At 31.8% G+C, this 22812-nt stretch carries 34 protein-coding genes, 3 tRNA genes and 1 pseudogene; 5 read left to right on the top strand and 33 right to left on the bottom strand.

Features of this window, described 5'->3' with window-relative positions:
* Positions 1-47: 47 nt before the first annotated feature.
* From gmk to ACNQ13_RS02430, 5 genes are read left to right on the top strand one after another with little or no spacing between them, the layout of a single operon-like run.
* Entirely contained in the window at positions 48-653 is a 606-nt protein-coding gene (gmk, locus tag ACNQ13_RS02450; RefSeq protein ID WP_416741805.1) for a guanylate kinase, read from the top strand.
* Entirely contained in the window at positions 643-1404 is a 762-nt protein-coding gene (locus tag ACNQ13_RS02445; RefSeq protein WP_418033877.1) for a PP2C family protein-serine/threonine phosphatase, read from the top strand. Before gmk ends, ACNQ13_RS02445 begins: the two co-directional genes overlap by 11 nt.
* Positions 1394-2389 carry a serine/threonine protein kinase gene (locus ACNQ13_RS02440; protein WP_416741803.1) on the top strand — a complete coding sequence of 332 codons (996 nt, stop codon included), beginning with the start codon at positions 1394-1396 and terminating at the stop codon, positions 2387-2389. Before ACNQ13_RS02445 ends, ACNQ13_RS02440 begins: the two co-directional genes overlap by 11 nt.
* Positions 2389-3237: a ribosome small subunit-dependent GTPase A gene (gene rsgA, locus ACNQ13_RS02435; protein ID WP_416741802.1), complete on the top strand. Its 849-nt coding sequence runs from the start codon at positions 2389-2391 to the stop codon at positions 3235-3237. The genes ACNQ13_RS02440 and rsgA overlap by 1 nt, the downstream gene beginning before the upstream one ends.
* A 3-nt stretch (positions 3238-3240) precedes the next feature.
* Entirely contained in the window at positions 3241-3906 is a 666-nt protein-coding gene (locus tag ACNQ13_RS02430) for a ribulose-phosphate 3-epimerase (protein ID WP_418018810.1), read from the top strand.
* 117 nt (positions 3907-4023) lie between these two features.
* Here ACNQ13_RS02430 and ACNQ13_RS02425 read toward each other — a convergent pair whose 3' ends face one another.
* The 33 genes and pseudogenes from ACNQ13_RS02425 to ACNQ13_RS02265 all read right to left on the bottom strand — a co-directional run bounded on the left by ACNQ13_RS02425 (position 4024) and on the right by ACNQ13_RS02265 (position 22743).
* Entirely contained in the window at positions 4024-5235 is a 1212-nt protein-coding gene (locus tag ACNQ13_RS02425) for an SLAC1 family transporter (protein WP_416741800.1), read from the bottom strand.
* 99 nt (positions 5236-5334) lie between these two features.
* Positions 5335-6636: a trigger factor gene (gene tig, locus ACNQ13_RS02420; protein WP_418035582.1), complete on the bottom strand. Its 1302-nt coding sequence runs from the start codon at positions 6634-6636 to the stop codon at positions 5335-5337.
* Positions 6637-6698: 62 nt separating this feature from the next.
* Positions 6699-7709, bottom strand: a complete 1011-nt coding sequence (locus ACNQ13_RS02415; protein ID WP_416741798.1) for an NAD(P)H-dependent glycerol-3-phosphate dehydrogenase — start codon at positions 7707-7709, stop codon at positions 6699-6701.
* A gap of 46 nt (positions 7710-7755) precedes the next feature.
* Positions 7756-7830, bottom strand: a tRNA-Trp gene (locus tag ACNQ13_RS02410).
* A 26-nt stretch (positions 7831-7856) separates the two neighbouring features.
* Positions 7857-8075, bottom strand: a complete 219-nt coding sequence (locus tag ACNQ13_RS02405) for an acyl carrier protein (RefSeq protein ID WP_418018813.1) — start codon at positions 8073-8075, stop codon at positions 7857-7859.
* A 13-nt stretch (positions 8076-8088) separates the two neighbouring features.
* A complete protein-coding gene (locus ACNQ13_RS02400) occupies positions 8089-8544 on the bottom strand; it encodes an MHO_1590 family protein (RefSeq protein WP_416741796.1) in 456 nt (151 codons plus the stop codon).
* Positions 8510-9769, bottom strand: a complete 1260-nt coding sequence (locus tag ACNQ13_RS02395; protein WP_418027884.1) for an MHO_1580 family protein — start codon at positions 9767-9769, stop codon at positions 8510-8512. The genes ACNQ13_RS02400 and ACNQ13_RS02395 overlap by 35 nt, the downstream gene beginning before the upstream one ends.
* Complete coding sequence (locus ACNQ13_RS02390) at positions 9762-10304, bottom strand: MG284/MPN403 family protein (protein WP_418035581.1); 543 nt, start codon at positions 10302-10304, stop codon at positions 9762-9764. Before ACNQ13_RS02390 ends, ACNQ13_RS02395 begins: the two co-directional genes overlap by 8 nt.
* Before the next feature lie 166 nt (positions 10305-10470).
* Positions 10471-11916: a proline--tRNA ligase gene (gene proS, locus ACNQ13_RS02385; protein WP_416741793.1), complete on the bottom strand. Its 1446-nt coding sequence runs from the start codon at positions 11914-11916 to the stop codon at positions 10471-10473.
* A gap of 78 nt (positions 11917-11994) precedes the next feature.
* Positions 11995-12069 (bottom strand) — tRNA-Gln (locus ACNQ13_RS02380).
* A 5-nt stretch (positions 12070-12074) separates the two neighbouring features.
* Positions 12075-12158, bottom strand: a tRNA-Tyr gene (locus ACNQ13_RS02375).
* Between the two features lie 61 nt (positions 12159-12219).
* Positions 12220-12843, bottom strand: a complete 624-nt coding sequence (gene upp, locus ACNQ13_RS02370; protein WP_416741792.1) for a uracil phosphoribosyltransferase — start codon at positions 12841-12843, stop codon at positions 12220-12222.
* 89 nt (positions 12844-12932) lie between these two features.
* On the bottom strand, positions 12933-13373 hold the full coding sequence (rplO, locus tag ACNQ13_RS02365) for a 50S ribosomal protein L15 (protein WP_474623435.1): 441 nt from the start codon (positions 13371-13373) through the stop codon (positions 12933-12935).
* Positions 13374-13376: 3 nt separating this feature from the next.
* Entirely contained in the window at positions 13377-14012 is a 636-nt protein-coding gene (rpsE, locus tag ACNQ13_RS02360) for a 30S ribosomal protein S5 (RefSeq protein WP_416741791.1), read from the bottom strand.
* Positions 14013-14014: 2 nt separating this feature from the next.
* Positions 14015-14365: a 50S ribosomal protein L18 gene (rplR, locus tag ACNQ13_RS02355; RefSeq protein ID WP_416741790.1), complete on the bottom strand. Its 351-nt coding sequence runs from the start codon at positions 14363-14365 to the stop codon at positions 14015-14017.
* A gap of 24 nt (positions 14366-14389) precedes the next feature.
* The gene (gene rplF, locus ACNQ13_RS02350) at positions 14390-14929 is read right to left on the bottom strand and encodes a 50S ribosomal protein L6 (RefSeq protein ID WP_416741789.1); all 540 of its coding nucleotides are present in this window, start codon (positions 14927-14929) and stop codon (positions 14390-14392) included.
* A gap of 12 nt (positions 14930-14941) precedes the next feature.
* Positions 14942-15337, bottom strand: coding sequence for a 30S ribosomal protein S8 (gene rpsH / locus ACNQ13_RS02345; protein WP_416741788.1), 396 nt, complete (start codon positions 15335-15337; stop codon positions 14942-14944).
* A 2-nt stretch (positions 15338-15339) separates the two neighbouring features.
* Positions 15340-15525 (bottom strand): type Z 30S ribosomal protein S14, encoded by a 186-nt coding sequence (locus ACNQ13_RS02340; protein ID WP_416738625.1) that lies wholly within the window; start codon positions 15523-15525, stop codon positions 15340-15342.
* Positions 15525-16070 (bottom strand): 50S ribosomal protein L5, encoded by a 546-nt coding sequence (gene rplE, locus ACNQ13_RS02335; protein WP_416741787.1) that lies wholly within the window; start codon positions 16068-16070, stop codon positions 15525-15527. Before rplE ends, ACNQ13_RS02340 begins: the two co-directional genes overlap by 1 nt.
* A 1-nt stretch (position 16071) precedes the next feature.
* On the bottom strand, positions 16072-16404 hold the full coding sequence (rplX, locus tag ACNQ13_RS02330; protein WP_416741786.1) for a 50S ribosomal protein L24: 333 nt from the start codon (positions 16402-16404) through the stop codon (positions 16072-16074).
* A 19-nt stretch (positions 16405-16423) separates the two neighbouring features.
* Positions 16424-16789, bottom strand: coding sequence for a 50S ribosomal protein L14 (gene rplN, locus ACNQ13_RS02325; RefSeq protein WP_416741785.1), 366 nt, complete (start codon positions 16787-16789; stop codon positions 16424-16426).
* Positions 16789-17058, bottom strand: a complete 270-nt coding sequence (gene rpsQ, locus ACNQ13_RS02320; protein ID WP_416741784.1) for a 30S ribosomal protein S17 — start codon at positions 17056-17058, stop codon at positions 16789-16791. Before rpsQ ends, rplN begins: the two co-directional genes overlap by 1 nt.
* Before the next feature lie 2 nt (positions 17059-17060).
* Positions 17061-17255, bottom strand: a complete 195-nt coding sequence (gene rpmC / locus ACNQ13_RS02315) for a 50S ribosomal protein L29 (protein WP_416741783.1) — start codon at positions 17253-17255, stop codon at positions 17061-17063.
* The gene (gene rplP / locus ACNQ13_RS02310; protein WP_416741782.1) at positions 17255-17677 is read right to left on the bottom strand and encodes a 50S ribosomal protein L16; all 423 of its coding nucleotides are present in this window, start codon (positions 17675-17677) and stop codon (positions 17255-17257) included. The genes rpmC and rplP overlap by 1 nt, the downstream gene beginning before the upstream one ends.
* Positions 17677-18330: a 30S ribosomal protein S3 gene (rpsC, locus tag ACNQ13_RS02305; RefSeq protein ID WP_416741781.1), complete on the bottom strand. Its 654-nt coding sequence runs from the start codon at positions 18328-18330 to the stop codon at positions 17677-17679. Before rpsC ends, rplP begins: the two co-directional genes overlap by 1 nt.
* 1 nt (position 18331) lies before the next feature.
* Positions 18332-18673: a 50S ribosomal protein L22 gene (rplV, locus tag ACNQ13_RS02300; protein ID WP_416741780.1), complete on the bottom strand. Its 342-nt coding sequence runs from the start codon at positions 18671-18673 to the stop codon at positions 18332-18334.
* Entirely contained in the window at positions 18673-18951 is a 279-nt protein-coding gene (gene rpsS / locus ACNQ13_RS02295; protein ID WP_416738616.1) for a 30S ribosomal protein S19, read from the bottom strand. The genes rplV and rpsS overlap by 1 nt, the downstream gene beginning before the upstream one ends.
* Complete coding sequence (gene rplB, locus ACNQ13_RS02290) at positions 18951-19796, bottom strand: 50S ribosomal protein L2 (RefSeq protein ID WP_416741779.1); 846 nt, start codon at positions 19794-19796, stop codon at positions 18951-18953. Before rplB ends, rpsS begins: the two co-directional genes overlap by 1 nt.
* A gap of 106 nt (positions 19797-19902) precedes the next feature.
* Positions 19903-20376, bottom strand: a complete 474-nt coding sequence (gene rplW / locus ACNQ13_RS02285; protein ID WP_416741778.1) for a 50S ribosomal protein L23 — start codon at positions 20374-20376, stop codon at positions 19903-19905.
* Positions 20376-21071 (bottom strand): 50S ribosomal protein L4, encoded by a 696-nt coding sequence (rplD, locus tag ACNQ13_RS02280; protein WP_416741777.1) that lies wholly within the window; start codon positions 21069-21071, stop codon positions 20376-20378. The genes rplW and rplD overlap by 1 nt, the downstream gene beginning before the upstream one ends.
* A gap of 134 nt (positions 21072-21205) precedes the next feature.
* A pseudogene (gene rplC / locus ACNQ13_RS02275) lies at positions 21206-21865 on the bottom strand (50S ribosomal protein L3); the annotation flags it as partial.
* Between the two features lie 26 nt (positions 21866-21891).
* Positions 21892-22200 carry a 30S ribosomal protein S10 gene (gene rpsJ / locus ACNQ13_RS02270; protein ID WP_416741776.1) on the bottom strand — a complete coding sequence of 103 codons (309 nt, stop codon included), beginning with the start codon at positions 22198-22200 and terminating at the stop codon, positions 21892-21894.
* Between the two features lie 201 nt (positions 22201-22401).
* A complete protein-coding gene (locus ACNQ13_RS02265; RefSeq protein WP_416741775.1) occupies positions 22402-22743 on the bottom strand; it encodes a thioredoxin family protein in 342 nt (113 codons plus the stop codon).
* Between the last annotated feature and the right edge of the window lie 69 nt (positions 22744-22812).

The raw sequence follows: 22812 nt of genomic DNA, 5'->3' as shown, positions 1-22812 counted from the left end.
TAATTATAGCAATATAAAAATAAAATAATGTTATAATAACTTTAATTATGGATACAAAGAAGAGCCCAATTATTATTTTCACTGGACCAAGTGGCGTTGGTAAAGGAACTGTAGAAAGATTGCTTTTTGAATACGATGAGTTAAACCTATCGTTATCTTGTTCTGCGACTACTCGTCTGCCTCGCGAGGGGGAATTAGATGGTATCCATTACCACTTTATTGATGTTGATAGATTTAGAGACAAAATCAAAAGTCGTAAATTTATCGAATTCTCATATCATTTATCGAATTATTATGGAACACTTTATTCTGAATTAGACAAAATTCATGCAAAAAATAAAGTACCAATGTTAGAAATTGAAACTAATGGTGCAAAGCAAATTATCAAGAAATTCTCTTCAGATTCTAAAGAGGCTGAAAAATATAACTTAATTACTATTTTCTTAGCACCTCCATCTGTTTCTGATTTACGTGAACGTATTTTAAAACGTGGTTCAGAAAACAGCGAAACATTAAAACAAAGATTGAAGAAGGCTGAAGAAGAAATAGCTGATTCATATCTATTCAAGTACAAAATTATTAACGATGTGCCTGAGAGAGCAGCTGAAGAAATTCGTGCCATCCTTCACAAGGAGTTAGGCATTGAAGATTAATTATTACTTAGAATCCATGCAAGGAATCAGAGCTAAAAATGATGATCGAGCAAGTGTTTTTCAAAATGAAAAGGCAACGCTTGCTATTTTGTGTGATGGGATTGGTGGGCATTCTTTTGGCGATGAAGCTGCTCAAACTGTTATAGACACTTTTAAACAAGAGTTTATACACAATTTTTATGTTAAAAATAATCTAACTGCAAAGCAATGAGTCTTTTCAGTATTTGATAAAGCAAAAAGTATTTTAAAACAATTATCAACTACTCAAGTTGGAAAAGAATCTATGGGGACAACAGCTGTTGGTTGTCTTATTTTGCATGATACTCAAAATGTTATTATTTTTAATTCAGGTGATAGCAGATGTTATATTGCTAAGGAACATGAATTAGTTCAAGTAACAATTGATCATAATGTTGAAAATCAGCTCATTTCTGAAGGTGAAGATATTGAAAAATATAATCCAGAAATGCGTAAGTATTTGACAAGTGCAATTTTGCCAAACTATAATACTCTAATTGAAATTTTTGAGGTGTCTCCAAAAGGATTTCATAATATTAAAAAGATTTTATTAACTTCTGATGGTATTCATGGTTTTATGTCAAAAAGTGAACTAGAATATTTTATCTTACAAGATAAACCATTAAAAGAAATCGCAAAAGAAGTACTTGATTTAGCTATTGTCTCTGAATCTACAGATAATATGACATTAGTAATATTAGATGTTGAACAAGGAGGTAATAATGGCAACTAATTATAATGTTCCTTCAAGTTCACGTATTCACAATAAATACATAATCAAAGGTATCTTAGGTAGTGGTGGAATGGGCACTGTATTTTTAGTGTTACTAAAGTCGGATCCAAATAAAAAGTATGCACTAAAACTTATGACAAATGTTTATGATAAGGTAGCATACCAACGTTTTCATGATGAAGCTAGCTTACTTGGCAAAGTCCATTCTAAACATATTCCACAGCTTATTGAGTATTACGGAGATAATGTTGAACAATATTATGTTATGGAATACATTTCTGGTAATACTTTGTATAACATAATTCGTGCTAATGGATCATTAAATATTAAAAAGGCTAAAACTTATATCAATAAGATTGCTGAAGGTATTGGAGAACTGCATAATAATGGTGTTATACATCGTGATATCAAGAGCCAAAATATTATAATTGATGATTCACATAATGTAAAAATTATTGATCTTGGTATTAGTTTAACTCCAGAATCTCAACGTCTTACAAAAGTTAATGCTGTAGTTTGCAGTCCATATTACGCAGCACCTGAATATACAATTAAAGGCGCTCCAATAACTAAGGCTGTTGACATTTATGCCTTGGGGGTAGTTCTTTTCGAAATGCTCACAGGACAATATCCGTATGAGGGTGCTCGGGACCAAGACACAATTATGATGCATTATAAAAACACTTTTCCTTCACCAAAAGAATTTGTTGACATTCCACAAGCTATGTGTAACGTAGTAATTAAAGCTACTGCTAAAAGACCAGAAGATCGTTACCAAAGTGTGCATGAATTTCAACAAGATCTCAAGACTTGTTTAAGTCCAGAACGTCGTTTTGAAGCACCATTAAGTCCAAAAACCTTAAAGAAAAAACGCAAGGTAGCAGATATTATTAATTCAAATGCTTTCTTAATAACTGCTTTATGTTTTATTGCAATATTAATTATTGCAGTCACAGTCACCTTAGTAGTATTGGAGTACATTTAATGAAATATAAAGTTACTAAAATAGTTTCAGGCATTTATACCGTGTCAAATGGTACTGAAATTCTACAAATACCAGCAGCTGGTAAGCTTAGATATTTTGAGCAATCCCCAGTTGTTGGCGATGATGTAATTGTAACAAATGGTGTCATTACTGAAATATTACCTCAAAAGAATAGTTTTATTCGCCCGAAAGTGGCTAATATTGATCAAATGATTGTTTTTATGTCAATTGAACAACCTAAATTTCAACCATTCCTAGTAGATAAGTACTTTGCTATTATAGAAAGCAAAAATATTGTCCCAGTATTATTTATTACAAAAACTGACTTAAATCCAGAATATGCAGCTGAAATTGCTTCTCTTTATCAAGATATGCAATATCGTGTCGAGCTAATAGATAATACTAATCCAGATAATTATTTACCACATTTAGAAAACTTATTTGATGGTAAATATTCTGTCTTTATGGGGCAAAGTGGTGTAGGCAAGACCACTACTTTAAATGCTCTGGGTGAACATAATTTTTTAACCCAAGAAATTTCTAAGGCTTTAGGGAGAGGAAAACATACTACTAGAGTTGTATCTATTATCAACTTTAAGGATGGTTATTTAATTGATACTCCTGGCTTTTCTTCACTAACATTAGACATGGATAAAGAAGAGTTAGCAAAAAGCTTTAAAGTATTTCGCAAGCTAAGCAATTACTGTAAGTTTCGTAATTGTTTGCACCTCAATGAAAGTTTGCAAGATTGTGCAATAAAACAACAAGTTGGAAGCAAATTAATACCTCAAATAAGATATAATAACTATATTAAATTATTAGACGAAATTACAAATGGAAGGAAATAATATATGCAAAAATATGTTACACCAAGTTTATTAAATGTTGAAGCTGATAAGAGACTTCAAATGGCTAATACACTTGTTGAAAATGGAATTAAATGAATCCACTATGATGTAATGGATGGTAAATTTGTCCCAAACACAGCTATTCAAATTGATGAAATAGCAAATATTGCTCACAATGGAAAACCACACATTAAGGATGCTCACTTAATGGTTGTTAATCCATATGACTATGTAGAGAAAGTCAAAGATATTGTAGATATCATTACATTCCACTATGAAGCTATTGAAGATGATTTAGAACATTTTGAAGAATTCTTAGCTAATAACCATCATGATTTAAAAATTGGATTAGCTATTAAACCAGCTACACCTGTAGCAGCTTTAAAACCATTTTTAGATCGCTTAGCATTAGTTTTAGTTATGTCAGTTGAACCTGGAGCAGGTGGGCAAAAATTCATGCCAGCAGCTTTAGACAAAATCGCTGAATTAAAGCATTTAAGAGACGATAATAGTTATGACTACCTAATTCAAGTTGATGGTGGAATCAACGCTGCAACAGGCCCAGAAAGCTTCATGGCAGGTGCTGATGCTTGCGTAGCTGGAACTTATATTGTTGTTGAGCCAACAAAAGAACGTATTGCAACAGTTTTAGGTAAATTTGCAAAATAAGGCTTAGGCCTTTTTTTCTTTTAAATTACAATTAATTTAAAAATAAATTAAAACTCTATGCCTTAAAAATATAGACATAGAGTTTTTGTGTTGCACTGTACATAAGAATACAGGAAATTAATGATGATTAATTTTATTATTTCGATGGAAATGTTCTGGTAGTTTTTTAAATAACTTACGTTGTTTTACTGCTGTAATACCAGAAGTTGATGGTAATGTTTCTGACTCAATTACTCATATATGATACATTATACGTGCGTATTTGATATTACAGAAGACAACTAGAGCTAATGAAGTAAAAAATAAGAACAATCCAATAATAAATAGTACATAGTAGACACCTAAATATGTATATTCATTTGTTGAGTTATTAAAGAAATATTCATCAAACTTAATTGTACCAGTTGCAGATACTGCTGCAGGGAAAGTTAAAGAAGTTCATGTCATTGAATATTTCTTTAAAATTAAAGACTTAACTAAGATAGCATAATATAATGCAACTGATACAGCTCCGAAGCAAAACAAAATAATTGATATCACTTGGAAAAATAATTGATCATTAAGTATGGTTTGTTCAAGTCCGTATTGTGCATTTCTATGTGGATTAAATGAAACTAGAAAACCTACTGCAAGCATATTTGCTGGGGAAGCAAAAATTGCCATTGAAGGAATATTTTCTTCCTTGCTATGTGGTTTAAATAAGAATTTGTAGAAAACAAATGGATACATAATTATAAATATGATGAATCCAACAAATCAAATACCTTGTCAATAGTATAATGGTAATACATCACCTAAGTTGTCTGCATAAGCTGCAGAAATAGCTAGCCCAACAAGAGGAACGAATCATGAAGCATAAGCTTCACCTTTGAAAGTTTCTTTTTTAAATAAAACAATTTTTAAAAAGAAACCTAAATAAATAAATTGACATGTGACAGCTAGAAATACTACTATGCTAGGTGCAATTAAGAGTTTGAATTTAAGAGATGGATTATTGGTAACAAATGTTGATACTATTCAACCACAGGAATTTCCAAGCAAGCAGAAGCAAAGGAATAGAACACCAATCATTCCAGCTACGTGAGGAAGTTTAATTTCTTCTCAAATAACTTTTGGTTGTAAACTATATCTAATAATTGTTAATGATATATAGAAAATACAAATACTCATGCATAGGATTTGCAATGCTAATCCAAATCAGTTAATTGCTTGATTATCTTTAATATAACTTAATAAAAATGTCCCAGTAGTTGCAATTCCCATCGTACCTAAGGCTACTCCATTGACTCCAAGGGGTGTTTTAATTAATTTATCTCTTAAATTTTTCATATTGCAATTTTAGAACTTTTTTAATTCCATATCACAAAAAATATTTTTTATTTTCAAAAATTAAGCATAAAAAATAGCACTTATTGTGCTATTAAAATATTATTTAACAATTTCTTGGAAGTCTTTTTCAAGTTTTTCTGCTAATTCTGGGTTAATGTCGCTTAAGATTAATGACATTCTTAATGATGAAATTACAAATTCATGTGCAGCTTCTTGTGAGAATCCAAATGTAACGAATTTCTTAGTAAATTCATTAATTTGTTCTGCTGTAGCATTAACATGGTATTTTTCAACTAATGATCTGTAAGCTTCAGCTTTTGAAACTTGGTCAAGAGCTTGTTTCTTGAATTCTTCTTCTAAGTCTTTTTCTGTTGATTTGATTAAGTTTAAGTATTCTTGTTTCTTGATTCCGTATTGTTTTAATGAATTTTCAAATTCTTTTTTGCTGTTTTCTACATGAGCAACAACTAATGATTCATGGATAACTGGTTTAGCTTTTTCAATAATTTGCTTTACAAGTTCTTCATAAAAGTTTACATTTGCTTCAACAAATTTTCTAACTCTTAAGTTTCCTTTTAAAACATTTTCTAATGATTTTAAATCAGTTACATTAGGGTCTTGGAACATTTTAACATTTTCATCTGTTAACTTAAATAATTTTAATCTCTTAACAGAATTAATTGTTACTTGGAATACTGCTTCTTTGTTTTGGTATTCTTTTACAAAGTAATCACTAGGGAATTTAACAGTTACATCACCTTTGTATCCAATTTTCTTATCAACAAGTTGATCTTCAAATCCAGGAATAAATGTGTTTGATCCTAATTTTAAATCGTATCCTTTAGCTTCTCCACCTTCAAATGGTTCATTATCAATAAATCCTTTAAAATCAATATTAACTGTATCACCTAATTTAGTTGTAGCATCTGTGTCTTCAACAGCTTCTTCAACTGACATGTTTTCTTCAAGTTCTTTGATAGTTTCTTCAACATCTTTTTTAGCAATCTTAATCGCTGCATATTTAACTTTTAATTCTTTCATGTCTACATCGAAGTTTGGTTGAAGTACAAATTTATATTCTAATACTAAACCATCTTTGTTTAAATCATATGATAATAAAGGTTGTGAATAGCTTTTAATGTTGTTTTTGATTGTGTATTCAATAACTTCACCAAAGTGTTGACCATTAAAGTGTTTAACTGTTTCACCAAGTACAACTTGAGGGTCTAAATGAGCTCTTAATTTTTCTTCAGGAGCTTTACCTGGTCTATATCCTTTAACTTTTACACTTTTCATTAATTTGTTTGAAACTTCATCTAGTTTCTTTTGAAATTCTGAAGCATCAACAGTAAGTGTAACAACTACTTGTGCTTTATCTTTTTCTTCTATGTGTTTAATCATTATTTCTCCTATTAATGTACTTTAAATATTAATACCTATATTTTACATTGTTTTTAGTTTTTTTAGAATTGTTTAGGTTTAAAAAAATCTAATATATCTTGCTCCGATTTCCCTTCAAATAAAATGCTAATAATGTTTTGTAAGAATGGTATATTAGCAATTTGATACTCAGCAATTAGTTTTTGTAATGTCTTTGCTGTATCATACCCTTCAATAGTAAGCTGTTGCTCTGCTAGAGCTTTATTAACTCCTACTTCAGCTATTTTAGCTCCAAATGAAAAGTTGCGGCTTGAAGGTGATGAACATGTTAAAAAGATATCACCGAATGATGAAAAATTATAACCTATTGTATTTTCACCATGTGGATACATAGCTTTATAAACATTAAATATTTCTCCTGTTCCCATAGTTAGTAATCCTGCATGAGAATTTTGACCCGGATATAAAACCGAAGTTATTCCGAGTCCAATGGCTAAAACATTTTTAAATGCAGAAAATAGTTCTGCTCCTTTAATTTCACTAAATGGCTTTACGTAGAAATGTGAATTATTGAAATATTGAGCTATCTTTGTATTGAATTCTAAATTTACCCCAACAATGTTTACCATAGTTAGCTTGCCAGCAAAAACCTCAGCAGCAAATGAAGGCCCCATTATTGATGAAAAGTTAGCAATATTGTCTCCATAATTTTCTTTAATATATTGCGAGAAAAATTGTTTTGTATTTGGTTCTAGGCCTTTTGATAAATTAATTAAATTAATCTTTCTGTTGCCTAGAATTGTGGATACATTTGTTAGTAAAGAACCAACTGCAACAGAAGGCACAGCAAGAATGGCTGTATCAATTTGATCTAAGAAGAAGTCTAGATTATCTGTTGCTGAAATTAACTCAGGATTGCTGAATTTTACTTCACCAAAATATTTTGAGTTAAGCCCATTATTGATATCTGCAATTTCAGATTCTGAAATTCCATACATTACAACTTTGTTTCCGTTTTCTACCAGTATGTTTGCAAGTGCAGAACCAAATGCTCCAGTTCCTAAAACACCGAATTTTAATTTGTTTTCTTTCATATGTGTAATAATTTTACTTTATTATCAAAAAAAGAGTATAAAAAAATGGCAGGAGTAGCAGGATTCGAACCCACAACACACGGGGTTGAAGCCCGTTGTTCTACCGTTGAACTATACTCCTAGCGCATTAGAATTATACTATAAAAATTAATTAGAAAAAATAGAAATTATATCCTTTACAGTTTCAACATTTCTTAATTGTTCATCAGAAATCTCGATACCAAATTTAGCTTCTGCTTCAAATAAAAGTTCAGCTAAATCTAAAGAATCAATTCCTATTTCTTTAATATTATCTTCTTCTGAAATGTTCTTTTTCTTTGATAGCTTTTTTAACTCTAATAAAATGATTTCTTTTTTATTGTCCATATTTATATTATAGCTAATCAATAAGAATCTCAAAAGATTTTTCATCCATTGATGTTTTATTTTTTGCAATATATAAGAAGTCTATAATGGCATGTTTTTGTGATAGTAATTTATAATCAAAATAAAGCTTACCATCATTTTTTCTTAACCTTCTTACTACATCTTTTACAATTTCTTGAATAACAGTCTCATCCATAAATTTGTTATTTTTTTGATCTGTTTTTACAAACTTCTCAAAAAATCTTGGCTCTAAGTTGGGTATAAAATTTTCTTTTTTATATTGAGAAAAGTGTCTTTTATCCTTATATATAGAACTGTCTAGCGATTCACCATCACTTTTTGTGGTTTTATTAATTTTTCAAGAATAAATATAATAACTACTTGTGCCAATCAAACTAGCTACACCAATTAAAATAGCAACCAAAAGAAATGGTTTAATTCAAACGCTTACGTTTTTTGTTTTCTTCAATTATTAAATAGTCCTGTATTTTAAATTCATCACTTATCACATTTATATAGTCTGCTTCTAAATTAATAAGATATTTATATTTAATTTCCTTTTGAGGTTCTATTTCAATTATCTTCAATTTCTTGTTAAATTGTTCATCATGTTCATTTGTTCCTACAACATTAAAGTTTTTAATTGCTTGTATTTTTCCGTAGGCATAATCAATGTCATATATTACGTCAAATGTTCCATCATACTTATATGGTATTTTAAGTGCGTACGATCCTTGAGATAGATTGCTTTTCGTTATTGTTTGTTCCACTTCATTTGTATATATCAGCTCAGCCAAGTGAGCATTATATGCTATGCCTGTTTTGTAATATATGTCATTATTTAACATAATGTTGTTTTTGTATTCATTTTGTGTTGAAAGTTTGATTTTTTCACCATTAAACTGAGTTAATAGTATTGAGTCAAATGTTATCGGGATATACTCATTAAAATTTAACTCACCAGGAAATCGTAGCAGCTTTTTATCATTATATTCGTAACCTGAAATAATATTGTTGTGATATCCTTTATTATCTAATTGCTCAAAATTTAGAATAATATTGTGATAATACAATTCTTTCCAATATTTCTTGTTACTTTCAAAATTTATATTATATGAAAATGGAACCTTTAGTTTTGCTGTATTTGAATAAGGGTTAATTACAATTTTCTCGTTTTTATCTTTTTCTAGAATTAACTGATATTCTTTTAATAAGGTTCTCTGGTCACTAAAAGCTTTTTCAGTTCAAAATTGGATGACTATATTATCAACATCACTGAATTTTTGATTTAACGTGGAATACGGAACACGTTTGACTTGTTTTTTAAATGTACCATTATATGTGCTAAATTCCACGAATAATTTTTTATTTATGTAGACTGAGGCATGAACGTCAAGACTATGCTTAATGATACTGTCCCTAATCAACTTTACTACATTAGGAGGGATTATACTCTCTGCGATTAATGTATTAACATCGGTACTATTAATTAAATCTTTACGCCACTCGTATAGGCTATCTTCAAACCCGAATGTTATATCCGCTAAGCCATTTGACGCAATTCGATCTATTGTTACTGCAAATCTTGCATTAAAACCACTTATAGCTTGATCAGAAACTAACGTATTAACTTTAATCCGTCTTTCATTAACTATATAGGTATCATTTTGATTAATGTAATCTATATTAATCATAATCTAATTGCAAGAGAAATTTTCCAAACTCTAATATAGCACTATGCTTCTTTTTGTAAAACGTAGTTTTTGAGAAATGTTCGAGATATCAATGCTTATTGTCTTTTGTCTCAGGATCAATATATGTTTTATGTATGATTCATGAGTTTTCAGCACTCATCATTGCCAAGATATAACTAAAAATGCTGTTGGTTCTTTTTAGTCCTTGTTCCATTTCGTCAATGGTTTCTTTAATTTGTTCATCTTTTGTAGTCATATATTGAATTCACAACAATGCTAATCTCTTCTTATTTTTTGACTCTGTTTCTTTATGAGCTGTAATAATATATTTAATTACATTTTCTATTGCATCATAAAGACTTTTTAAATTAAGACCATTTGAGTCATAAATATTCTTTAAAGCATCAATATTACCCGTTTTAGCATATTCTTTTATATCTTGAGCTTCTTTATCTAGCGCAGCATTAAGATTCTTAATAACTTCTTTATAGCCACGAGCTAAAGTCGCTTTATGGGTCTTTTCTTTTTTGTCCATAATTCTCCTTTCTCACTTAATACATTAATTTTTTTATTTTTTGCATGTTTTTTTTCGAAAAATTTTTTTATTTAGGCAATTTTTAATGATTTTTACTAAAAAACGAGCAGTTTTTGGCCCTAAATGTAAATTTGATCAAAAAAAAGTAGCAAAAAAGCCACTTTCATTAATATGCTTTAGCAAAAACTACATAACGATTTGTTTCATTATTGCATTCTGGATTAATACATTTAACATTTTTATTTGGTTTGTTAAGTGACATTGGAATACATCTTGCTGTTGCACCTGTTTCATCTTTAATTTTTTGTTCTACTTCACCGCCACAGCAAAATGGAGCCACAACAAATTTGTGATTTGCAATCTCAAATTTAAAGTCATCATAATTGTAAACATATACTCTATTATGAATAAGTCTTTGTTCAGCTTGTTCATATAAATTGTCATGAATATCTGTTAGTAACTTATTAATATGTTTTTTAACATCAGCGATTTTAACTTGAACTTTTTCAAGAGTATCTCTACGAACTATAGTAACACAATCGTTTTCAACATCTTTAGGCCCAATCTCAATTCTCACAGGAACACCTTGGATTTCTGAGTTAGAAGCTTTAAATCCGGGATTTTTATCTGAACTATCTAATCTAACACGATATTTTCTTGATAGGTTTTTATATAGTTCTTGCGCAACTTGTGATACTTTTGGTTCTTTATTTGCAAATAGTTCTAATATGTCTACTTGTACTGGCGCAACAAAAGGTGGAATAATGATACCACGATTGTCACCATGTGTCATGATAAGTGCACCAATTAATCTTGTAGTAACACCTCATGATGTTTGATATGCATAATCAAATTCATTATCTTCGTTTTTAAATGTGATTTCAAATGGTTTTGAAAAGTTTTGAGCTAAATAGTGACTAGTTCCAGCTTGTAATGCTTGCCCGTCTTTCATCATAGCTTCAATTGTTCATGTAGTACATGCTCCAGCAAATTTTTCATTAGGAGTTTTCTTCCCAATAATTGTTGGTATAGCTAAATATTTTTTTAAGAATTTAGCATATAGTTTAATCATATCCTTTGTTAATGCGCGTGCTTCTTTAGGATCAGCATGAACTGTGTGACCTTCTTGTCATAGGAATTCACGAGATCTTAAAAAAGGTCTAGTTGTTTTTTCTCATCTAACAACATTTACTCATTGGTTATATATAATTGGAAGGTCCTTATATGAATTAATAGAATTTTTATATAAATGAGCAAATAATACTTCAGAAGTAGGACGTACAAAAAGTTTTTCATCTAACTTTTTATCACCCACCATAGTAACAGTAACTAGCTCAGGATTAAATCCTTCTATGTGTTCTTTTTCTTTATTAAATAATGATTCTGGAATTAAAAGAGGTAGGTTTACATTTTGCACACCTTTTTCTTTAAAAGCTTCATTTAATCCAGCTTGGATTAATTCTCAAATACCATAAGCATTTGGTAATAAAATCATTGTTCCTTTTGCAGGACCATACATCATTAATTTTCCGTTTTGGACAACATCTGTATATCATTGTGAGAAATCTTGTTCTAATGGAGTAATTTTTTCTAATTTTCTATCTATTTTCATAATCAGGTATATTATAAAACAAAAACCCTTATTTTTGTTTTAAAATTGCATAAAAAAACACCTTTTTTCAAGGTGATATGGCTGCCCCAGTTAGATTCGAACTAACGCATCGCGGAACCAAAACCCGCTGCCTTACCGCTTGGCTATGGGGCAATTAATGGTGGGGGGAGAGGGATTCGAACCCCCGAATCCTAAGAAAGTGGGTTACAGCCACCCGCATTTGGCCGCTTTGCTATCCCCCCATTTGAATTGCTATATTATTATATAGCAACTTTTTAAAAAATATAGAATTTTTTTATTTTTTTATTTTGTACCAAAGATGCGATCTCCAGCATCCCCAAGTCCAGGTCTAATATAATTGTTTTCATCTAAGTAATCATCTTGTGCAGCTAAAAAGATATCAACATTTGGGTGCATTGATTGAATTTTCTTAATACCTTTTTCAACTCCTACTAAACAAACTAGAGTAATGTCTTTAAAACCTTGTGATTCTAGTTTAGTAATTGCATCTGAAGCTGATGTTCCAGTAGCTAGCATAGGATCAACAACTATCATTTTGCTATCCAGGCTTACATTTGGAATCTTATAAAAGTATTCAGTTACTTGTTCAGTCCCTTCATTACGGTACATTCCAATGTGTCCAACTCTGGCTTGAGGGATTAAATTCACAATCCCATCAACCATTCCAAGCCCAGCTCGTAAAATAGGAATAATAACTATTTCTTTATCATAAGCATAGCCAATATATTCACTTTTAAGTGCAGTGGTAATTTTAATATTTCTAGGCTGATAATTGCGCATGATTTCATACACCATCAAAGATGCAATCTCATTTAAATTGCTTCTAAATTCGCTATGTGTAGTGTTTTCTTGGCGCATTTTTGTAAGTTTGATATTAATCAAAGGGTGATTAATTACTGTGATCATATTACCTCGTTAATTTCTTTTTATTATACACAATCTCGCGCGTTATTTTAAAATAAAAAACCAAGCTTTTGCTTGGCTTGAAATGATTATTATAGTTCGTTGATTGTTCCACCAACTTTAGCGAATGCTTCTTTAGCAGAAGCAGAAGCCTTGTGAACATAGATTGTTAATTTCTTTGTTAATTCACCATTACCTAAAAGTTTAACAGGCATTTGTCTTTTGATTAAGTTTGTATCAAATAATGTTTCTAATGTGATTGTGTCACCATCGTTGAATTTTGCTTCTAAGTCAGATAAGTTGATAATTTGATATTCAATGTGGTTAACGTTTGTAAATCCACGTTTACCAATTCTACGGAATCAAGGAGTTTGTCCCCCTTCGAATCCTAGTCTGTGACCTTTACGTTTGTTTTGTCCTGATTGTCCTTTACCAGCTTGTTTACCTTTACCAGCTGCATGACCTCTACCTTTACGGTGCTTGTCAGGTCTTGAACCTTCAGAAAATTTTAAATTATTTAATTTTATAGCCATATCTTATTGAAAATCCTTTACTTGTTTATCTCTGATTTCTGCAATTTCTTCAACTGTTCTTAAGTTTTGTAATGCTTTTACTGTTGCTTTAACTACGTTAGATTTTGAACGTGACCCGTATGTTTTTGTTACGATGTCTGTGTAACCAGCTAGTTCTACAACTGCACGAACTGTACCTGAAGCGATAAGTCCTTTTCCTTTAGGAGCTGGTTTTAATAATACACGTGAAGCTAAGAATTTAGCATCGATTTCGTGTGGTAATGTTCCATTTACAACTGGAACTGATACAAGGTTGTTTTGAGCGTCTTTGATAGCTTTTCTAATAGCATCTGGAACTTCGTTAGCCTTACCGTGTCCAAATCCTACTAGACCCTTTTTGTTTCCTACAACAACGAATGCTGAGAAACTAAATCTTCTTCCACCTTTAACAACTTTTGTAACACGAGCGATGTCAACAACTTTTTCACTAAATTCTGATTCGAATCTTTGTGCACGTGGTTTTCTAGCTGCACCAGCGTTACGACGTGGACGTTGTTGTTCTGCTTCATTAGCTTTTCTTGGAGCTCTAGGAGCTCTTTTAGCTACAACTTCTTGTGTACCTGCAACTTCTGTTGCTTTAACTTCTTTATTGTTTTCCATAATTAGAATTTAACTCCTTGTTCTCTAACTGCGTCTGCAAAAGCTTTTACTCTACCGTGGTATAGGTATCCACCACGATCAAATACAACTTCTTTGATACCTAATTTAACCATTTCTTGACCCATTCTTTTACCTAATTCAGCTGCTGATGCAATGTTACCTGCATAAACACCTTTTTGAAGTGTTGTAGCTGATAATAATGTAACACCTTTAGTGTCATCAATAACTTGAGCGTAAAAGTTTTGGTGTGATTTAAACACATTTAAACGTGGTCTTAAAGCTGTACCACTAATGTGTTGACGTAAACGAACATGTTTAACTTTTCTAGCTGCGTTTCTTGATTTTGCTTTCATAATTGTAACCTAACAACCTCTAAATTATTTAGAAGCTGTTTTCCCTTCTTTACGTCTAATTTTTTCGCCTTTGTATGAAATACCTTTACCTGAGTAAACATTAGGTTTTCTAATAGCTCTAACTACAGCAGCAAATTGTCCAACGATTTCTTTATCGTTTCCGAATACAGAAATTTCTGTTGGTTTAGCAACTGTAACCTTTAATTCAGCTGGTATCTTTTTAGATACTGGGTGTGAATATCCAGCATTAACAACGATTTCATTTCCTCTAAGTTCAGCTTTGTACCCAACCCCTTTAATTTCAAGGTCGATTTGGAATCCTTCTGTAACTCCTTTGATCATGTTTGAAATTAATGAGTTTGTTGTACCGTGTAATTGTTTGGTGTGTTTTTCTTCGTTTGCACGAACTGTTGTAACTTGGTTGTTTTCTACATTGATTGTGATTAAAGGACTGAATTCTCTAACAAGAGATCCGTGTTTTCCAGAAACAGTAACTTTGTTTCCTTCAACAGTAATAGTTGTTCCAGCAGGAACGTTGATAACACGATTTCCAACACGAGACATACTAATTACCTATTATCAAATGTAAGCGATAACTTCACCACCTACATTTTCCTTTCTAGCTTCTTTTCCTGTCATAAGTCCTTTTGATGTAGAAATAATAACTGTACCAAATCCTGAAATAACACTTGGAATTTCTTCGGCTTTAACGTAAACTCTAAGACCTGGTTTTGAAACTCTCTTAAAGTCAACGATAGCTGATTTATTTTTCTTGTATTTTAATGTAACAACAATATTTTTATCTACGCCTTCACCTTCGACTGCGTATGATGCAATGTACCCTTCATCTAAAATAAGCTTAACGATAGCTTCTTTTTGCTTTGAATAAGGAATTGTAACTGTTTTATGTTTTCTAATGTTAGCGTTCTTAATACGAACAACTAAATCTGCAATTGGATCTGTAATAAACATAATTATCAACTCGCTTTCTTCATACCTGGAATCTTACCTTCGTGAGCAAGATTTCTAAAACAGATACGACATACTTTATATTTTCTTAATACTGAGTGTGGACGTCCACATAATTCACAACGTGTGTATGCACGTGATGAGAATTTTGGTTGACGTTTTGCTTTCTCGATTAATGCTTTTCTAGCCATTATTTAGCTCCTTTTTTGTCAAATGGTACACCGATTGATTCAAGTAATGTTCTTGCTTCTGCATCAGTTTTTGCGTTTGTTACAATAATAACGTCTAGTCCTTTGATTCTACGAATTTTGTCAAATTCGATTTCTGGGAAGATGATTTCTTCCTTAATTCCAAGGTTGTAGTTTCCTCTTCCGTCAAATGCTTTAGGATTTGCACCACGGAAGTCACGAATACGAGGCATTGCCACGTTAATTAATTTGTCTAAGAAATCTCACATTCTGTCTCTACGAAGTGTAACTTTTCCACCCATAGGCATTCCTTCACGTAATTTTCATGAAGCGTTTGATTTTTTAGCTGTTGTTTGATATGGTTTTTGTGATGAAATTAATGTTAATTCATTTAAAACTTCTTCGATTGCTTTTGAATTATTAATTTCTTTTCCAGCAGTCATGTTTAATACAACTTTTTCAATTCTAGGAACTTCCATTGATGATTTGTAATTGTATTTTTCTTTTAAAGCAGGAACTGCTTTTTCTAAATAAACATTTTTAAGCATATTAGATTTCCTTTCCTGTCTTTCTTGCTACTCTTACTTTGTTTCCTTTAGCATCAATTTTGTATCCTAATTTTGATGATTGGTGTGGTTTGTCTTTTGTTGCTTTTTTTACTAATAATTGCACGTTTGAAACATGAATTGGAGCTTCTTTTTCTGTAATTGAACCATCTTGGTTTTGTTGTGAAGGTTTGTTGTGTTTCTTGATAAAGTTTAATCCTTTAACAATAACTCTGTTTTCGTTGTGTAATACTTTTTCAATTGTTCCTGTTTGACCTTTTTCTTTACCGGCAATAACGATTACTTCGTCATTTTTTCTAAGTTTAATTTTGTTCATAATTTGTTTTCCTTAAATCCTATAATACTTCTGGTGCAAGTGAAACAATTTTAGGGAATTTTTCACGTAATTCACGAGCAACTGGTCCGAATACACGTGTTCCACGTGGTGTTAAATCTTCCTTAAGTAATACTACAGCGTTGTCGTCAAAACGAATGTATGAACCGTTGTCACGGTGTATTCCGTATGATGATCTAACAACAACTGCTTTAACAACTTGACCTTCTTTTACCATCCCATTAGGAATAGCTTTTTTAACTGAACATACAATAATATCACCAATGTTTGCTACTTTCTTTCTTGACCCACCTAAGATACGGATAACTCCGATTTCTTTAGCACCTGAGTTATCAGCAACGTTTGCTTTTGATAATTCTTGTAACATTAGTTTTGCCCTTCTGTAGCTGCTTGTTTAACTTCAACTAGTCTAAAGTGTTTTGTTCTTGAAAGTGGTCTAGTTTCCATGATTAAAACGATATCACCTAGTTGAGCAACTTGATTTTCATCGTGTACTGCAAATCTCTTTGTAGATTTGAAACGTTTTGAATATAATGGGTGTGTTTTGTATGTGTCAACTGCAACAATAATTGTTTTAGCTGATTTACCAGCAGAAACAACTGTACCAACAAGTGTTTTTCTTGTGTTTCTTTCCATAATTATTTAGCTCCTTTTTTTTCATTTAAAGCTGTAAGAGCTTTAGCAATGTCTTTTCTAATAAGTGCAATTTTGTGTGTTTCTTTTAAATCACCTGTAACATTTCTGTATCTTAAAGTAAATAATTCTGCTTTAAGTTGAGCTACAAGAGTTTGTAATTCTTCAACTGATTTTTCTTTTAATTCTTTGTAAAGCATTATTTATCTCCTTCTTCTTTTTTAACGATTCTTCATTTAACAGGCAATTTGTGTCCAGCTAGACGTAAAGCATCACGTGCAATATCTTCTGGAACTCCACCAACTTCAAACATCATTGTGTCTACTTTAACTGCTGTATATCATAATTCTGGTGTACCTTTACCTGAACCCATACGAACTCCGATAGGTTTAGATGTTTTGGCAAAGTGTGGGAATATACGGATAATAACTTGTCCTTCACGACCCATTCTACGTGTAGCAGCAATACGAGCTGACTCGATTTGACGAGCTGTTACTCATGCTGATGTTGTAGCTTGTAATCCGAATTCACCAAATGCTACTGTGTTTCCTTTTGTAGCTCTACGTTTGTCGTGTTTAACAACAAATGGTTTTCTGTATTTTGTTCTTTTTGGTTGAAGCATTATTTATTTTCCCCTTCCAAAATTTCACCTAATGATACTCACACTTTAACACCAATAGCACCGTATGTTGTTCTAGCTGTTGCTGTAGCATAGTCAACATTTTGTCTTAATGTATGTAATTTCATTTCACCTTCAGAATATCCTTCTGTACGAGCCATATCAACACCGTTAAGACGTCCACTAACTGATGTCTTAATTCCTTTTGCTCCAGCACGCATTGCATTTCTAATAGCAATTTTTTGTGCTGAACGGAAACTTTCACGGTTTTCTAATTTTGTAGCAATCATTTCTGCAAGTAATCTTGCATTTAAATCAGGGTTTTTAAGTTCAACAACTTGAATGTTTACATTTAAGTTCTTGTTCTTTAAATTCTTTTGTAATTGAACTGTTAATTCTTGAACATTTTTACCTTCTGTTCCAAGAATTGCTGCTGGTTTAGCTGTGTGAAGTACAACTGTAACTTTATTATCTCTGTTACGTTTAACTTCTACTTGACCAATTTGGTATTGACGTACTAATTTATCGAAAAATTTGTAGATTTTAGCATCTTCAACTAAATATGTTCCAAAGTTATCTTTGTCTGCAAATCATGTTGAGTTGTGTGCTTTTGTAACACCATAACGGAATCCATTTGGATTAACTTTTTGTCCCATATTAATTTCTCTCCTCTAATACTACTGATAAATTAGATGTACGTTTTAAGATTGAGTAAGCACGTCCTTGACTTCTTGGTTGGAATCTCTTAAGAGTAGGACCTTCATTTACATAAACTTCTTTTACATATAATTTAGTTGCATCCATACCATGGTTGTGTGTAGCATTTGCAACTGCTGATTCTAATAACTTGATAAAAATAGGAGCTGATTTTTTGTTAACATTGTGTAGAAGTCCTAACGCATCTGTAACATCTTTTCCTCTGAAAAGGTTTGCTACTAATTTTGCTTTAGAAACACTAACTCTTTGTAATTTAACGTGTGCTTTTGCTTGTTGTGCCATTATTTCTTCTTACCTTTATCTGCACCATGACCCGAGAATGTTCTTGTTGGTGCGAATTCTCCTAATTTGTGTCCTACCATATCATCTGTTACATAAACTTCTAAGAATTGTTTTCCGTTGTGTACTGCGAATGTTAATCCTACGAAGCTTGGGAAGATTGTAGAACGTCTTGATCAAGTTTTAATTGGTTTTTTTGGTGCATTTCCTTCAACGATTGCATCTACTTTTTTAAGTAAGTGTTCGTCAGCAAATGGACCTTTTTTAAGACTACGTGCCATTATTTAGAATCCTTTCTTCTTCTTAAAATAAGTTTATTTGAAGATTTCTTAGTTTTTCTTGTCTTAACTCCAAGAGCTTTTTTACCTCAAGGTGTAAGTGGAGCTTTACGTCCAACTGGTTGCTTACCTTCCCCTCCACCATGTGGGTGGTCTACAGGGTTCATAACTGATCCACGTACTGTTGGTCTAATACCTTTGTGTCTGTTGATTCCAGCTTTACCAACATTAACAAGTAAGTGTTCTTCGTTTCCTACAACACCAATTGTTGCACGACAACGTGATAAAATACGACGTGTTTCACCTGATTTTAATCTTAACACTACATATTTACCATCTTCATCTTTACCTAAGATTTGTGCAGAAGTTCCAGCTGAACGAGCTATAACCCCTCCACCTCCAGGTTGCATTTCAATGTTGTGTACGAATGTACCTTCAGGAATATTTGCAAGTGGTAGTGAGTTACCAACCATAATATCTGCTTGTGGTCCTGAAACTACGATTTGTCCTAATTTAATACCCTTAGGAGCAAGGATGTATCTTTTTTCACCATCTGCATATGCTAATAAACAAATATTTGCTGATCTGTTTGGATCGTATTCGATTGTTTTAACAATAGCAGGGATGTTGTCTTTGTTACGTTTAAAGTCTACAATTCTGTAGAATCTTTTAACACGCCCTCCGTGATGTCTAACAGTAATCTTACCTTGGTTGTTACGTCCAGCATTGTTTTTTAAATTCACTAAAAGTGATTTTTCTGGAGCATGACCTGATAAGTTTGTTCTGTAGTCAAGAGAAGACATGTTTCTACGACCATTTGTCGTTGGCTTATAATGTTTAATCGCCATTGTGTCTTTTCTCCTTTTGCTTAAAAATAGTTGGGGGTCTGTCTTTTAAGCAAGCTTTTTAACCCCATTAAATTAAATTGTTTTCCGAAAGTTCATCGGAGTATTATTATTCTCCACCAACTTTACGTTTTGTAGTAGCTTTTTTAGCAACTGTTTTTGTTGCTTTTGTAGCTGTTGATTTTTTAGCAGCTAATTTAGCAGCAGCTTTCTTTTCAACATCAGCGCTTTTAGCAGCTTTGTCGGCTTTTGCAGCTTCTTTTGCTTTAGTTTCTTCAGCAACTAATGTTGCTTCTTCTTCATCAGCTGGTAAGTAGTTCATATTTGAACCAGCTTTTAAAGTAACCATAGCTTTCTTGTAACGGTTTGTAAATCCGTGGAAACGTCCAACATTTTTAGGTTGTTTTTCAACTTTGATTGTTCTAACTGATTCAACTTTTACATTGAAAATTGTTTCAATAGCTTCGGCAATTTGATGTTTGTTAGCTTTGTAATCTACTTTGAAAGTGTAAACACCATTAGCTCTTTGAATATCTGATTTTTCAGTAAGAACTGGTGCAATGATAACTCTTGTTAATTCCATTATTTAACTTTCCCTTCTAATAGTTTTAAGCTTTCATTTGAAATAACCATAACATCTGCTCCGATTAATCTTTCAACTGTTAATGAGTTAGCTTTTGATAAAACAACATTTGAAATGTTTCTTGCTGATTTGTAAACTGCTTCACTTTCAGTAACGATTAATACGTTTCTTAAGTTGCTTAAGTTTAATTCAGCTAATTTAGCAGCCATTGCTTTTGTTGATACTGCTTCTAAAGCAAGATCATCTACCAATACTGCATTGTCTTGTGCTAATAATGTTAATGCTGATACAAATGCAGCAAGTTTAACTTTCTTATTAACTTTTAATGAGTAGTTTCTGTTAGCTGTAGGACCAAATGCTCTACCACCACCAACTCAGATAGGTGTACGTGTAGAACTTGTTCTTGCACGTCCTGTACCTTTTTGTCTTCATGGTTTTTTACCTGAACCAGAAACTTCTGCACGTGATTTAACTTTGTGTGTTCCTTGTCTTCTTGAAGCTCTTTCTGAAAGAATAGAGTCGAAAATTGCTTGTTCGTAAATTTTTTCGCTTGCGAATAATTTAGCAGGTAATTCAGCTTTGAATGCAGCTTTAGTAGCATTTTTGTCTTTAGCAACTGTTACTTTAGCTGATTTAGGAGCAGTAGCTTTTTTAGCTGTTGTTGGTTTTGTTGATTTTTTAACTGTTTCAGCCATAACTATTTATCTCCTTTTTCTTCTGCTTCTTGAATTAATGCTGATAATTCAGTTGAATTCATTCCAACTGTAACTTCAATATTGAATTTCTTAGCTTTTTCAATTAATTCATTCATTAACATAACTTCTTCAATGTCAACAAGTTTGATTCCTTCACGGTTTGGAAGACCTTTAACTGCTTCCTTAACTACTACGAAAGATTTTTTAGGTCCTGGAATTGAACCTTTAATTAAAAGTAAATTGTTTTTCACATCAACTTTAACGATTTCAAGGTTTTGAACTGTTGTTTTAACATTTCCAAGTTGCCCTGGCATTGTCATACCTTTAAACACTCTGTTACCTGAGATATCCCCAAGTGATCCAGTTTGTCTAACAGGTTGAGATCCTCCACCTCCACCGTGAGATTTAGGTCCGATGTGTTGATTGTGTCTTTTAATTGTTCCGGCGAATCCTTTTCCTTTTGATGTTCCTGTAACATCTACTAATTCACCTGATGTAAATATGTCAGCTTTGATTTCACTTCCAAGTTCATAACCTGACATATCACGAACTTCTTTAACGAAGCGCTTAGGTGTTGTATCAGCTTTTTTAAAGTGACCTAATTCAGGTTTGTTAACACGACTTGCTTTTTTATCAAATACAGCAAGTTGAGTAGCAACGTAACCATTTTTGTCAGCTGTTAAAACTTTTGACACAACATTTGGTTGTACTTCTATTACAGTAACTGGAACGCTTTTTCCAGATTCTGTAAAAATTTGAGTCATACCAACTTTACGTCCTAAGATTCCTTTCATTTGTTCTCCTTAAATTGGGTATTAATTTATTTTACTTTAACTTGAATATCCACACCAGCTGGTAATTCAAGTCTGTTTAATTTATCTTGTGTTTCAGCAGAAGGATTGGTAATTACAACTAATCTTTGGTGTGTTCTGCTTTCGAATTGTTCACGTGATTTTTTGTTAATGTGAACAGATCTTAAGATAGTAACTTCATCTCTTTTTGTAGGTAAAGGAATTGGTCCACTAACTTTTTCAGCACCAGCTGATTTTGCCACTGTAAAAATTTTCTTAGCAGCTTGATCAACTAATGAGTGGTCAAACCCTTTAACTTTGATATTTAGTTTACTCATGTGTTGTCTCCTTTTGTTCTTTTGAACAATAGCTCCTTTTAAAAAACCTAACTTGTCCTCGACAACTGAATCTTGGCAAGCTAGCAACCTTTAAAAATCATAGCTATAGTTGCTTTTGTATTATATTGAAAAAATAAAAAAACAGAAGGGATTTTCTGCTTATTTTTTTCAGCAACTGCTCTTGGTGTATCAATGAGCATTTTATGAGATTTTTTTGCTAATTCAGTTGCTCAAAATCTGCATAGGCATATACTCGTAACCACGTTCTAAAATTTCATCACCTTGAAGTAAAAGCATAGTTGGAACCTTAAGAATTTTTCATTTATTATCGTGTTCTCTAAAAAGCTTAGCCTCTTCAGCATCAATATTAATAAAAGTAATTTTATCGTTGTTCTTGTATTCATTTGCAACTGATTCAACAATTGGTTTCATCATCTTGCAATCTCCACATCAAGTGGTTGTGAAATTAAGAAATAAAAGATGGTCTGCTGGATTATTTTCTATTACAGCTTGGGCATCTTTTCATGTCATTTGTTTAAACATATTTTTCTCCTTTATAAATAAAAACACATTTATCTGTATTATTTTACAGCATAAATGTGTTTTTTTATT

It is taken from the genome of Mycoplasma milvi (assembly GCF_048284715.1).
Classification (GTDB): Bacteria; Bacillota_I; Bacilli_A; order Mycoplasmatales; family Metamycoplasmataceae; genus Mycoplasmopsis.
This window is presented reverse-complemented; position numbering and strand designations above follow the sequence as displayed.